12 protein-coding genes are annotated in these 12,378 nt (G+C 60.7%); 6 read left to right on the forward strand and 6 right to left on the reverse strand.

Going from position 1 to position 12,378, the window contains the following annotated elements; all coding sequences use genetic code 11:
• Positions 1-111: 111 nt before the first annotated feature.
• Positions 112-1,410, reverse strand: a complete 1,299-nt coding sequence (locus HX807_RS20360) for an MFS transporter (RefSeq protein ID WP_003218952.1) — start codon at positions 1,408-1,410, stop codon at positions 112-114.
• A 286-nt stretch (positions 1,411-1,696) separates the two neighbouring features.
• Complete coding sequence (locus HX807_RS20365; RefSeq protein ID WP_003218949.1) at positions 1,697-2,239, reverse strand: chalcone isomerase family protein; 543 nt, start codon at positions 2,237-2,239, stop codon at positions 1,697-1,699.
• Positions 2,240-2,475: 236 nt separating this feature from the next.
• Here HX807_RS20365 and sthA point away from each other — a divergent pair, with 236 nt between their 5' ends.
• Positions 2,476-3,870, forward strand: coding sequence for a Si-specific NAD(P)(+) transhydrogenase (gene sthA, locus HX807_RS20370; protein ID WP_003218947.1), 1,395 nt, complete (start codon positions 2,476-2,478; stop codon positions 3,868-3,870).
• A 42-nt stretch (positions 3,871-3,912) separates the two neighbouring features.
• Here the strand turns inward: sthA and HX807_RS20375 are convergent, their stop codons facing one another.
• Together HX807_RS20375 and HX807_RS20380 are read right to left on the reverse strand one after the other, a co-directional pair.
• Positions 3,913-4,635, reverse strand: a complete 723-nt coding sequence (locus tag HX807_RS20375) for a glycerophosphodiester phosphodiesterase family protein (protein WP_003218946.1) — start codon at positions 4,633-4,635, stop codon at positions 3,913-3,915.
• A gap of 66 nt (positions 4,636-4,701) precedes the next feature.
• The gene (locus HX807_RS20380; RefSeq protein WP_003218944.1) at positions 4,702-5,286 is read right to left on the reverse strand and encodes a PilZ domain-containing protein; all 585 of its coding nucleotides are present in this window, start codon (positions 5,284-5,286) and stop codon (positions 4,702-4,704) included.
• 94 nt (positions 5,287-5,380) lie between these two features.
• On the opposite strand from HX807_RS20380, the gene HX807_RS20385 reads away from it, so the two are divergent.
• The 3 genes from HX807_RS20385 to HX807_RS20395 are packed head-to-tail and all read left to right on the forward strand — an operon-like array spanning position 5,381 to position 8,625.
• The gene (locus HX807_RS20385; RefSeq protein ID WP_003218943.1) at positions 5,381-6,631 is read left to right on the forward strand and encodes a lipoprotein-releasing ABC transporter permease subunit; all 1,251 of its coding nucleotides are present in this window, start codon (positions 5,381-5,383) and stop codon (positions 6,629-6,631) included.
• Between the two features lie 7 nt (positions 6,632-6,638).
• Positions 6,639-7,322, forward strand: coding sequence for a lipoprotein-releasing ABC transporter ATP-binding protein LolD (gene lolD, locus HX807_RS20390; RefSeq protein ID WP_003218941.1), 684 nt, complete (start codon positions 6,639-6,641; stop codon positions 7,320-7,322).
• 58 nt (positions 7,323-7,380) lie between these two features.
• Positions 7,381-8,625, forward strand: a complete 1,245-nt coding sequence (locus tag HX807_RS20395; RefSeq protein ID WP_003218940.1) for a lipoprotein-releasing ABC transporter permease subunit — start codon at positions 7,381-7,383, stop codon at positions 8,623-8,625.
• 118 nt (positions 8,626-8,743) lie between these two features.
• Here the strand turns inward: HX807_RS20395 and HX807_RS20400 are convergent, their stop codons facing one another.
• Together HX807_RS20400 and HX807_RS20405 are read right to left on the reverse strand one after the other, a co-directional pair.
• The gene (locus HX807_RS20400) at positions 8,744-10,096 is read right to left on the reverse strand and encodes a heavy metal sensor histidine kinase (protein WP_177050849.1); all 1,353 of its coding nucleotides are present in this window, start codon (positions 10,094-10,096) and stop codon (positions 8,744-8,746) included.
• On the reverse strand, positions 10,096-10,776 hold the full coding sequence (locus HX807_RS20405; protein WP_003218936.1) for a heavy metal response regulator transcription factor: 681 nt from the start codon (positions 10,774-10,776) through the stop codon (positions 10,096-10,098). The genes HX807_RS20400 and HX807_RS20405 overlap by 1 nt, the downstream gene beginning before the upstream one ends.
• 156 nt (positions 10,777-10,932) lie before the next feature.
• Here HX807_RS20405 and HX807_RS20410 point away from each other — a divergent pair, with 156 nt between their 5' ends.
• Complete coding sequence (locus HX807_RS20410) at positions 10,933-11,457, forward strand: plastocyanin/azurin family copper-binding protein (RefSeq protein WP_003218934.1); 525 nt, start codon at positions 10,933-10,935, stop codon at positions 11,455-11,457.
• Positions 11,458-11,514: 57 nt separating this feature from the next.
• Positions 11,515-12,345, forward strand: coding sequence for an NADPH-dependent 7-cyano-7-deazaguanine reductase QueF (gene queF / locus HX807_RS20415; RefSeq protein WP_177022890.1), 831 nt, complete (start codon positions 11,515-11,517; stop codon positions 12,343-12,345).
• The last annotated feature ends 33 nt before the right edge of the window (positions 12,346-12,378 follow it).

A 12,378-nucleotide genomic window follows, 5' to 3' on the forward strand; every position in this document is an offset into this window, starting at 1 on the left:
GTTGTTTTTGTGTTGCTTGTACCGGCCTCATCGCAGGCAAGCCAGCTCCCACATGTTGATGTGTGAATACATTTCAAATGTGGGAGCGGGCTTGCTCGCGAAAGCGGCCTATCAAGCGCCGCCGACTATCGAAGCCTGCGCGGTACGCAGTTCATGCCGGTTGCCCTTGAACAGAATCAATGTGGCGATCAAGCCCAGCACCGCCGCGCCGCTGAGCCAGATGCCCGGTGCGGCCTTGTTGTCCAGCACATGGATCAGGTAGGTACACGCCGCCGGAGTAAAGCCACCAAAGGTTGCCGTCGCCAGGCTGTAGGCCAGGGAGAAACCGGTGGTGCGCACTTCTACCGGCATGATCTCGGTCAGCGCTACAACCATCGCGCCGTTGTACGAGCCATACAGGAACGACAGCCAGAGCAGCACGATCAGCAGATGGCTGAAGCTCGGGTTGGCCACCAGCCAGGACAGCGCTGGATAAGCGGTGAGGATCGCCAGAATAGTCGCCCCCAGCAGCAGGGGCTTACGCCCGATCTTGTCGGACACCGCGCCCATCACCGGCAGCCAGATGAAGTTCGAGATGCCGACGCACACGGTGACCAGCAGCGCGTCGAAGTCCGAAAGGTGCAGTTCGGCCTTGCCGAAGGTCGGGGTGTAGGCGGTGATCAGGTAGAACGACACGGTGGTCATCACCACCAGCGCCATGCCGGCGATGACGATGCCGAAGTTCTGGCCGATCGAGCGGACGATTTCCTGCAGGGTAGGGCGGTGTTTACGCGCCTGGAATTCCGGGGTTTCTTCCAGGGAGCGACGAATCACGAAGATCACCGGCACGATCAGGCAGCCGATCAGGAACGGCACGCGCCAGCCCCAGTCACCCATTTCTTCCGGGCTGAGCCAGTGGTTCAGGCCTACACCCAGCAGGCCGGCGAATACCACGGCGGCTTGCTGGCTAGCGGACTGCCAGCTGACGAAGAAGCCTTTGCGGCCTGGAGTGGCGATTTCCGCCAGGTACACCGACACGCCACCCAGCTCGACACCGGCGGAGAAACCTTGCAGCAGGCGGCCGAACAACACGATCAGCGGCGCCGCGACACCCAGGGTGGCATACCCGGGAACGCAGGCGATCAGCACGGTACCGGCGGCCATCATCGCCAGGGTGATCACCAGGCCCTTTTTACGGCCGTGACGGTCGATATAGGCACCGAGGAAAATCGCGCCCAGCGGACGCATCAGGAACCCGGCACCAAAGGTCGCCAGGGACAGCATCAGGGACGCGAACGCGCTGTCGGTGGGGAAAAATGTCTTGGCAATGGCCGTGGCGTAGAAGCCGTAGACCATGAAGTCGAACATCTCAAGGAAGTTACCGCTGACAACGCGAAAGATCGCCTTGCCCTTGCCCGTTGTAGTGGACATGTCATGCACTCATTTTGGCTATCTTATTAGTAATCCCTGGTCGCAACCGTCCTTGCTGTTGAAGCTCTGGCACGAGGCTGGCGCTGAACAGTTTTGTAACGATATGTGTATAAGCCACCACAGGCAACAAAAAACCGATAGCAAGCTGGCAAATTGCCGCAGGCCTCCCGGTGATGAAAATCCAATGCGGGAGCGGGCTTGTTCGCGAATGCGGTGTGTCAGTCAGCTTATGAGCCACTGACACACCGCATTCGCGAGCAAGCCCGCTCCCACAGGGTTTTTGCGATCAGTTGAGGAGGGTGTTACGCAGGCTGTCGGACAAGCCTTTTGGTGCCAGCCAGATGCCGAGATAAGCCTTGGCCAGTTCGTCATTGCGACTGCTGAACACCACCGTGCCGTTGATTTCCAGGTTCAGGCCGCGCTGAGGCTGGAAGTCCAGCGCATAACGGTCGCCGCTGCGGATGTTGCGGAAGCTTTTGTGCAATTGATCCAGTTCAGGCTTCAGGCGGGCGAGGGTGGCGGGTGTTTGCTGACGTTCGAGGGTGGCAGTGGCGGCCTTGATCACATCGTTGCGGTCGATATCGCGAAAGTAATACAGCTCCAGGCGCAGGTCTTTTTGCTGATCCAGGGCTTGTTTGGCGCTCAGGTCAGCCGGGGCGAACAATGCCGCCGCATAGACGTCTGCCCACAGGTAGGTCAGGACGGCCTGGTTTTTCAGCACCAGTTGATGAGATTGCGCCGGAAAATCAGCTTGTTTGAGGCGATCAGCCTCATTCGCCAGAACCGGGACCGAAAACATCAGCAATAAACAAATGACGACATGCTTCATAATGGCCAGTCCTGAAAAGGTGCTTGCCTACAGGTTAATTCAATAACGAGCGCCGTGTAGTAAAGGCAAAACTGGCCTACGACGCGACCAAGGGTTAATGTGCGCGACGTTGAGCGTTCTATAGACTGTGCCCCGGCTCACACACTTGAGCCACATTGATCCTTCATGACCGCTGGCCGCGGCATGATTTAGCCAGGCGTCCAACCGTGCGCCCTGGCCTGTTCTGAGGAGTACGCATGGCTGTCTACAACTACGACGTGGTGGTACTGGGTTCCGGCCCAGCTGGAGAAGGTGCGGCGATGAACGCCGCCAAAGCAGGGCGCAAGGTGGCGATGGTCGATAGCCGTCGCCAGGTCGGCGGTAACTGCACCCACCTGGGTACCATCCCGTCCAAGGCCTTGCGTCACTCGGTGCGCCAGATCATGCAGTTCAACACCAACCCGATGTTCCGGGCCATTGGTGAGCCGCGCTGGTTTTCGTTCCCGGACGTGCTCAAGAGCGCTGAAAAAGTCATTTCCAAACAGGTTGCCTCGCGTACCGGCTTCTATGCCCGTAACCGCGTCGACCTGTTCTTCGGCACCGGCAGCTTCGCCGACGAGCAAACCGTCGAAGTGGTCTGCGCCAACGGCGTGGTCGAGAAGCTGGTAGCCAAGCACATCATCATCGCCACCGGCTCGCGTCCGTATCGCCCGGCGGATATCGATTTCCACCACCCGCGTATCTACGATAGCGACACCATCCTCAGCCTGGGCCACACCCCGCGCAAACTGATCATCTACGGCGCCGGCGTGATCGGCTGTGAATACGCCTCGATCTTCAGCGGCCTGGGTGTATTGGTCGAGCTGGTGGATAACCGCGACCAGTTGCTGAGCTTCCTCGACTCGGAAATTTCCCAGGCGTTGAGTTACCACTTCAGCAACAACAACATCACCGTGCGCCACAACGAAGAGTACGAGCGGGTCGAAGGCCTGGACAACGGTGTGATCCTGCACCTGAAATCCGGCAAGAAGATCAAGGCCGACGCCTTGCTGTGGTGCAACGGCCGTACCGGCAACACCGACAAGCTGGGCATGGAAAACATCGGTGTGAAGGTCAACAGCCGTGGCCAGATCGAAGTCGACGAGAACTACCGCACCTGCGTACCGAACATCTACGGTGCCGGTGACGTGATCGGCTGGCCAAGCCTGGCCAGTGCCGCCCATGACCAGGGCCGCTCGGCCGCTGGCAGCATTGTCGACAACGGCAGCTGGCGCTACGTCAACGACGTGCCGACCGGGATCTACACGATTCCCGAGATCAGCTCGATCGGCAAGAACGAGCACGAACTGACCAAGGCCAAGGTGCCTTATGAAGTCGGCAAGGCGTTCTTCAAGAGCATGGCGCGTGCGCAGATCGCCGGTGAGCCCCAGGGCATGCTGAAGATCCTGTTCCACCGCGAGACTCTGGAAGTGCTGGGCGTGCATTGCTTCGGCTATCAGGCGTCGGAGATCGTGCACATCGGCCAGGCGATCATGAACCAGCCGGGTGAGCTGAATACCCTCAAGTATTTCGTCAACACCACGTTCAACTACCCGACCATGGCTGAAGCCTATCGGGTAGCGGCCTACGACGGCCTCAACCGGCTTTTTTGAGCGGCTCCGGCCGGTGGCCTGAGCCGGCCGGGGAGACCGATTTCAGTAATTCCCGAGGGTGGCAGTGGCCAAACCGGGAAAGTCTGTAATCAGGCTATCTACGCCGAAGTCGGCGAGCCTGCGCATCAGCGCGGGTTCGTTGACGGTCCATACGGACACGTGCAAACCCTGGCGCTGGGCTTTTTCCAGGCGCTCAGGGGTGCACAACGTCCAGTTCAACGCCAGAATCTCACAGCCATAGTTGGCCGCGACCTTCAACGGGTCGAGCCAGGCGTATTCGGCTACCAGTCCGCGGGACAGGTCCGGGGTGAGGTCCAGCGCCGCTTTCAACACTTCCCGCGAGCTTGAGGTCACGGTGACCTTGTCCATCAGCCCGAAACGCTGAGCCATTTCACGGATCGCCAGCACGGTGGTTGCCGCGCGGGTGCGCGATGCGCTTTTGACTTCCAGTTGCCAGTGGTCGAAGTCGCACTGTTCGAACAGCTCTTCCAGGCGCGGGATCGGGCAAGGGTTGACCCAGCCCGGGCCGCCTTTGCGCGCGTCCATCTTGACCAGGTCGGCGGCTGAATACTCGACGACCTTGCCGCGCCGGTCGGTGGTGCGCTTGAGCGTCGGGTCGTGGATGACCATCAGCTCGCCGTCCATGGACAGGTGCAAATCCAGTTCGCAGCGGCGTACGCCGTGCTTGAGGCATTCCTGGAAGCTGGTCAGGGTGTTTTCCGGTGCTTCGCCTTTGGCACCGCGGTGGCCATAAATCAGGGTCACAGTTGCTCCTTTACGCCAGGGTTCCTGGCTGGATGGATGACGCGACGCGCCATTCAATGATCGTATTCAGGTGTCGGATTCGTCGCTTTTTTCCCGCGCCAGGCGCCGTTCCTGGGCCTGTTTCTGCAGGATATAGCGTGCCAGCAACTGGCGTTGGGCATCGGTCATGGCTTCGAATTCCGTGCCGATTTCAAAGCCACCGGTCTTGGCATCGCAATGGGTAACCTTGGCTCGCAGCAACAGCCCGAGGGCTTGCGGCATCAGCACCAGCTTGACCGCCAGGTGGCTGTCGGGCTGGATCGCGGTGGGGTTCAGAAATTCGATGCCGCCTTCGGAAATGACCACGGGCTGCGGCGTACCGATTTCGCCCAGCAGGCTTTGCGCCATGATCTGGCTGAGCAAATCCATGCGTTTGTTCTGGACTTTGAGGAAGGCGGCCAGGGTGCGGTCCCGCTCGCCGATCTGGCGCAGCAAGTGCTGGGATTCAAATTCACTCAGGTGCAACTCGCTGAGCAGATTGAACAGCGGCGAATCATCCAGCAACACTTCCTTGCTCAGCGCTTCCGGGCCCGACAGTGGGGTAATTTCCAGTGCGATCATGTCCTCGATACGGTAGTATTCGCGGCGATCTTCTTCATCTAATGTCGACATGGCGAACCCAAGGCAGCGGTGATGGTCTGAGTGTAAAGCTGCTTACCTGACCCCGCCACAAGGACGTCTTCTTTTCCTCCGAACAAGCCCCGACATGTTCAGACCTCTCTTCGTATTTATTGGCACGCGTTATACCCGTGCAAAACGTCGCAATCATTTTGTGTCGTTCATTTCCCTGACCTCGATGATCGGGCTCGCCCTTGGCGTTGTCGTGATGATTGTGGTGCTGTCGGTGATGAACGGCTTCGATCATGAGATGCGCACCCGCGTGCTGGGCATGGTGCCCCACGCGACCATCGAGTCGGGTGAGCCCATCAGCGACTGGCAAAGCCTGGCCGCGAAGGTCAAGCAGAACCCCAAAGTGCTGGCGGTTGCGCCCTTCACCCAGATGCAGGGCCTGTTGACCAACGACGGCAAGGTGCAGAAAGTCCTGCTCAATGCCATCGACCCGGCGCAGGAACGCAATGTCTCGATCATCGATAACTTCATGCAGCAGGGCAAACTGGACGACTTGTCGCCCGGCAGCTTTGGCATCGCTATCGGTGACAAGGCGGCGGCCAAGCTCGGCGTGGGCATCGGCGACAAGCTGACCTTCGTCGCGCCGGAAGTCACCGTGACTCCGGCGGGCATGTTCCCGCGCATGAAGCGCTTTACCGTGGTCGGCATCTTCCATGTCGGCGCCGGTGAGATCGACGGCTACCTGGGCCTGACCAACCTGACCGACCTGGCCCGCCTGCATCGCTGGAAGCCGGACCAGGTCCAGGGCTTGCGCCTGAAATTCAACGACCTGTTCGACGCGCCGCGTACCTCGTGGGAAATCGCCCAGCACCTGGGTGAAAACCAGTACTACGCCCGCGACTGGACCCGCACCCACGGCAACCTGTACCAGGCCATCCGCATGGAAAAAGCCATGATCGGCCTGCTGTTGCTGCTGATCGTCGCCGTCGCCGCCTTCAACATCATCTCCACGCTGGTGATGGTGGTGAACGACAAGAAGGGCGACATCGCGATCCTGCGCACCCTTGGCGCCACGCCGGGGCAGATCATGGCGATCTTCATGGTCCAGGGCACGGTGATCGGCGTCGTCGGCACCTTGATCGGCACCGTGGTGGGGATTCTCGCCGCGCTGAACGTCAGCGCGGCTATCGCCGGGCTGGAAGTGTTGATCGGCCACAAATTCTTGAACTCCGACGTCTACTTCATCGACTACTTGCCGTCCCAGGTGCAGAGCCAGGACGTATTGATGGTCGGCGGCGCCGCGTTGGTCCTGAGTTTCCTTGCCACCCTGTATCCAGCCTGGCGCGCGGCACGTACCCAGCCGGCGCAGGCTTTACGTTATGAGTGAATCGGGCATGAGTGAAAAAGCAATCCTGAGCTGCCGCAACCTGGGCAAATCCTACGAGGAAGGCCCGGAGTCCGTGGTGGTGCTGTCCAACCTGCAGCTGGAACTGCACCCGGGCGAACGCGTGGCGATCGTCGGCAGTTCCGGTTCCGGTAAAAGTACCTTGCTCAACCTGTTGGGCGGCCTTGATACGCCGTCCCAGGGCAGCGTCTGGCTGGCCGGCGAAGAGTTGTCGGCCCTGGGCGAGAAGGCCCGTGGCCAGTTGCGCAACCGTTCGCTGGGTTTTGTGTACCAGTTCCACCACTTGCTGCCCGAGTTCACCGCCCTGGAAAACGTCTGCATGCCGCTGTTGATCGGCAAGACCGCGATCCCGGAAGCACGCCAGCGTGCCCAGGCGTTGTTGGAGCGCGTCGGCCTGGGCCATCGCCTGGAGCACAAGCCGGCTGAGTTGTCCGGCGGCGAGCGCCAGCGTGTGGCGATTGCCCGTGCCCTGGTCAACAACCCGGGGCTGGTGATGCTCGACGAGCCGACCGGCAACCTCGACTCCCACACCGCCCAGGGCATCAAGGACTTGATGCTGGAGTTGAGCACCCAGATGCGCACCGCGTTCCTGGTGGTGACCCATGACATGAGCATGGCCCGCCAGATGGACCGTGTGTTGCACCTGCAGGAAGGTCATCTGGTCGCCATCTGACCTGTTTCAAGCCCGGCGCCCGGCGCCGGGTTTTCTATTTTTTCAACGGTGCCCGCGAATGTTCAGACCGTTATCGATTTTCATCGGCACGCGCTATACCCGCGCCAAGCGCCGCAACCGTTTTGTTTCGTTTATCTCGATGACCTCGATGATCGGCCTCGCCCTCGGCGTGCTGGCGATGATCGTGGTGTTGTCGGTAATGAACGGTTTCCAGCGGGAAATGAGCTCACGCATCCTCGGCATGGTGCCCCACGCGACCATCGTTGGCGTGAAGCCCATCAGCGACTGGCAGCCGGTGGCAGATGCCGCGATGAAGAATCCGGAAGTCACTGCTGCTGTACCGTTCACACAGATGGACGGCATGCTCTCCTACAAGGGCGCGATGCAGCCGATCGAGATCAGCGGCGTTGATCCGGCCCAGGAAGGCAAGGTGTCGATTGTGGCCCAGCATATCGTCCAGGGTCATCTTGAAGACCTTAAACCGGGCGAGTTCGGTGTGGTGATCGGCGAAATCACCGCCCGGCGTTTTCGCCTGAATGTCGGTGACAAGCTGACCCTGATCGTACCGGAAATCAGCAGTGCGCCCGGTGGCATCACCCCGCGTATGCAGCGTTTGAACGTGGTGGGTGTGTTCAAGGTGGGCGCGGAGCTGGATGGCTCCATGGCCCTGATCCACATGGCCGACGCCGCCGAGATACAGCATTGGGAGCCGAACCAGGTGCAAAGCGTGCGCCTGGCAGTGAAAGACTTGTATGCCGCGCCCAAGGTCTCGGCGGATATCGCCGCCAGCCTCGGCGCCGACTACAAGGCCGACGACTGGACCCACACCCAGGGCAGCCTGTTCAGTGCGATGAAGATGGAAAAAACCATGATCGGCCTGCTGTTGCTGATGATCGTCGCGGTGGCGGCGTTCAACATCATCGCGACCTTGATCATGGTGGTGAACGACAAGGGCGCCGACATTGCGATACTGCGCACCATCGGCGCCACGCCGCGGCAGATCATGGCGATCTTCATGGTGCAGGGGACGGTGATCGGGATCGTCGGTACCTTGATCGGTGGAATCCTCGGCGTGATTGCGGCGCTGAACGTCAGTGAACTGGTTGGGTGGCTGGAACGGGTGACCGGGCAGCATATCTTCAGTTCGGACGTGTATTTCGTCAGCAACCTGCCTTCGCAGTTGCAGGGTGGGGATGTGTTGCTGATTTGCTCGGCGGGGTTTGTGTTGAGCTTTTTGGCGACCATCTATCCGGCGTATCGGGCGGCGAAGATTGAGCCGGCGCATGCCCTCAGGTATTCGTAATTCTTAAGACCGCCTTCGCGAGCAAGCCCGCTCCCACATTTTGACCGCGTTCTTCCTGAATGCACTCGGTCAAAATGTGGGAGCGGGCTTGCTCGCGAAAGGGCCGCTACAGCTTGCATCAATACCCCTGCGGCAACGCCATCACAAACCTCGCCCATCCCGCCCCCGACTCACAGAAAATCCGCCCCCCATGGGCCCGCACAATCGACTGGGTAATCGCCAAACCCAGCCCCGCATGTTCGCTGCTCCCTTCATGACGCGCCGGATCTGCCCGGTAAAACCGGTCAAACAACCGTGGCAACAATGCCTCGGGAATGCCTTCCCCGGTGTTTTCCACACTCAGCGTCACGCCTTGCATCCCCTCGACAATCCGCACGCTGACTTCGCCACCCGGCGGGGTGAACCGCAACGCGTTATCCAGCAGGTTGGAAATCGCCCGGCGCAACATGCTGCGGTCACCTGAAGTGCTGGCGCTGCCTTCCCGAACCAGCCGCACCTGGACGTCCTCCGCCAGCGGCGCGAAAAACTCCAGCAATGCCTCCACCTCGTCCGCCAGCACCAGGGTTTCGCGCTTGGGCACCAGCAGCCCATGGTCCGCCTTGGCCAGGTACAGCATGTCGTTGACCAACTGCGCCATCCATTGCAGTTCTTCCAGGTTGCTGTGCAGGGCTTCGCGGTAGTCCTCCAGCGCCCGTGGATGCGTGAGGATGACTTGGGTCTGTGTCAGCAAATTCGACAGTGGCGTACGCAGTTCATGGGCGATGTCGGCAGAAAACGCCGAAAGGCGCTGGAAGGCATCGTCCAGGCGCCCAAGCATCGCGTTGAAGGACTGGGCGAGTTCCGCCAGTTCGGCGGGCATTTGTTCCTGGGGCAGGCGTTGGGTCAGGGAGTGGGCAGAGACGCCGCTGGCGACTTCGCTCATGCGCCTCAGCGGTCGCAACCCGCTGCGGGCGGCCCAGGCGCCGAGCAGGGCGGTGGCCAGGGCGGAAAGGCCGACGGTCAGCCAGATCAGATGCTGCATGCGTTGCAGGAAGTGTTGATGGTGGGTGATGTCGAGCATCAGCGTCAGGCGTGGCGAGTCAGCGTTTCCAGGAATCAGCGGCGCGTTGTACACGCGGTAATCGGTGCCGGCGTTCTGCACGCTGTGCAGGCCAGGCGCCTGGGGCAGGGTGATGCCGGGAGCGCCGTCGAACCAGCGCTGATCGCCGGTGGTGATGCGCAGGGCCAGGTCGGGCTGGCGATTGAGTTCTTCTCGCAGCGTTGTTTCTCGTAAGGCAAATCGTTCTGGCGTGTCGGCACCTTGCAATGTGCTGCGCAGCGCTATCATCTTGCCGTCGAGCAACTGCTGGTCCAGCTCGATAAAGTGCGCCTCGCTGGCATGGTTGAACAGCACGCCGGCCAGCAATGAAACCACGGCGGTACAGCCAGCAAACAACAGCGCCAGGCGGCTGGCCAGGGAAATCCGTTTCATCAACTGAACCGCTCCTCAAGCACGTAGCCCATGCCGCGTACCGTATGGATCAGCTTGTTGGGAAAGTTGTCGTCGACCTTCAGGCGCAGGCGGCGGATCGCGACTTCGATGATGTTGGTATCGCTGTCGAAGTTCATGTCCCACACCTGGGAGGCGATCAGCGACTTGGGCAGTACTTCGCCCTGGCGGCGCAGCAGCAGTTCCAGCAGGGAAAACTCCTTGGCCGTCAGGTCGATGCGCTGGCCGTCGCGCTCTACCCGGCGGCGGATCAGGTCCATGCGCAGGTCGGCCAGTTGCAGGCTGGTTTCCTGGGGGGGGCTGCTGCCACGGCGTAACAGGCTGCGCACCCGGGCCAGCAGTTCGGAGAAGGCGAAGGGCTTGACGAGGTAATCGTCGGCGCCCAGTTCCAGGCCATGCACCCGGTCTTCCACGGCGTCCCGTGCGGTAAGGAACAGTACCGGCATGTCGAGCCCGGCGTTGCGTACGGCCTGGAGGATCTGCCAGCCATCGCGACCTGGCAGCATCACATCGAGGATCAACAGGTCGTAGTCACCGGTCAGCGCCAGGTGCTGGCCGCTGGTGCCGTCGGCCACCAGCTCGGTGTTGAACCCGGCCTCGGCCAGCCCCTGGCGCAAGTAGTGGCCGGTTTTCGGTTGGTCTTCGACGATCAGCAGTTTCATGGGCGGCTCATGGTTTTACGGGAACACAGACGTTATACCGCGCACATCCGGCAGCCGGCTCAAGCTGACAAAGTTGTAATCTGGCAGTCAGCTGGCTGGCAGCGGCGCGTTCGTAAAGTGTCCCACAGACTGATTCCGAACCTTTGGAGTGTGAGCATGTTTTTACGTAAATCCTGGTTGTTGGCGGGCTGCCTGATGGCGATGAGTCTTCCGGTGCTGGCATCCCCGGCTGAAACCTTCGCCTTCGGTGAGGCCGCGCCCGCCGCCAAGGCCACGCGCACCGTGGAAGTGGTACTGCAGGATATTTCCTTTTCGCCCAAGGCTATTGATGTAAAAGCCGGTGAGACTGTGCGCTTTGTGCTGGTCAACAAAGGCCAGTTGCTTCATGAATTCAACCTTGGCGATGCCGCCATGCACGCAGCGCATCAGAAAGAGATGCTGCAGATGCAGGCCAGCGGCATGCTGACGGCGACCGGCATGGGCAAAATGGACCACAGTGCGATGGGGCATGGTGATATGGCAGGCATGAAACACGACGACCCCAACAGCGTGTTGGTAGAGCCCGGCAAGACCGCCGAGCTGACCTGGACCTTCACCAAGGCCACCGGCTTGGAGTTTGCCTGCAACATTCCGGGGCATTACCAGGCGGGCATGGTCGGCAAGCTGACCGTCAGCCAGTAAGCCATTGACGGGCAAAGGCGGGTAGAATGGCGGCGTTTATTTAGCCAGGTTTCCGCCATGCATCCCGCAGCCGAACATTCGCCGCTGGGCAAGTCCAGTGAATACATCTCCACCTACACCCCGTCGTTGCTGTTCCCGATTCCTCGCGCCGCCAAGTGGGCCGAGCTGGGCCTGAGTGCCGAGACCCTGCCGTATAAAGGCGTGGATTTCTGGAACTGCTTCGAACTGTCCTGGCTGCTGCCATCCGGCAAACCCGTGGTGGCCATCGGTGAATTCAGTATCCCGGCCGACTCGCCGAACATCATCGAGTCGAAGTCGTTCAAGTTGTACCTCAACTCGCTGAACCAAACCGCGTTTGCCGATGTGCAAAGCCTTGAAGCGACGTTGCGCACCGACCTGAGTGCAGCGGCCGGCAAGCCGGTTGGCGTGCGCATCCGCAGCCTGGGCGAGGTTGAAGCCGAAGGCGTGGTCGCGTTGCCGGGTGTGTGCATTGATGACCTGGACATTACCGTCAGCAACTACGAGCACCCGCGCCCGGAACTGCTGCGTTGCGACGATTCGCGCGTGGTGGAGGAGAGCGTCCACAGTCATCTGCTCAAGTCCAACTGCCCGGTGACCAGCCAGCCTGACTGGGGCAGTGTGGCGGTGGAGTACCGCGGCGCGGCGCTGGATCATGCCAGCCTGCTGGAATACCTGGTGAGCTTCCGCCAGCATTCGGACTTCCATGAACAGTGCGTGGAGCGGATCTTTCTCGATCTGCAGCGCTTGCTCAAGCCGGAGAAACTGACGGTGTATGCGCGCTATGTGCGGCGTGGCGGGCTGGATATCAACCCGTACCGCAGTACTGAAGAGCAGCAGTTCCAGAACCTGCGCCTGGCTCGACAGTAGCCTTCACCCAAAATAAATGTGGGAGCGGGCTTG

The organism is Pseudomonas sp. D8002 (assembly GCF_013385695.1).
In the GTDB taxonomy this organism is placed as follows: Bacteria; Pseudomonadota; Gammaproteobacteria; order Pseudomonadales; family Pseudomonadaceae; genus Aquipseudomonas.

Coding starts and splice junctions, on each gene's coding strand:
- HX807_RS20400 (WP_177050849.1), bottom strand. CDS start 10,096: ATGAAACGGATTTCCCTGGCCAGCCGCCTGGCGCTGTTGTTTGCTGGC.
- HX807_RS20405 (WP_003218936.1), bottom strand. CDS start 10,776: ATGAAACTGCTGATCGTCGAAGACCAACCGAAAACCGGCCACTACTTG.
- HX807_RS20380 (WP_003218944.1), bottom strand. CDS start 5,286: ATGTCGACATTAGATGAAGAAGATCGCCGCGAATACTACCGTATCGAG.
- queF (WP_177022890.1), top strand. CDS start 11,515: ATGCATCCCGCAGCCGAACATTCGCCGCTGGGCAAGTCCAGTGAATAC.
- HX807_RS20385 (WP_003218943.1), top strand. CDS start 5,381: ATGTTCAGACCTCTCTTCGTATTTATTGGCACGCGTTATACCCGTGCA.
- HX807_RS20360 (WP_003218952.1), bottom strand. CDS start 1,410: ATGTCCACTACAACGGGCAAGGGCAAGGCGATCTTTCGCGTTGTCAGC.
- HX807_RS20395 (WP_003218940.1), top strand. CDS start 7,381: ATGTTCAGACCGTTATCGATTTTCATCGGCACGCGCTATACCCGCGCC.
- sthA (WP_003218947.1), top strand. CDS start 2,476: ATGGCTGTCTACAACTACGACGTGGTGGTACTGGGTTCCGGCCCAGCT.
- HX807_RS20365 (WP_003218949.1), bottom strand. CDS start 2,239: ATGAAGCATGTCGTCATTTGTTTATTGCTGATGTTTTCGGTCCCGGTT.
- lolD (WP_003218941.1), top strand. CDS start 6,639: ATGAGTGAAAAAGCAATCCTGAGCTGCCGCAACCTGGGCAAATCCTAC.
- HX807_RS20410 (WP_003218934.1), top strand. CDS start 10,933: ATGTTTTTACGTAAATCCTGGTTGTTGGCGGGCTGCCTGATGGCGATG.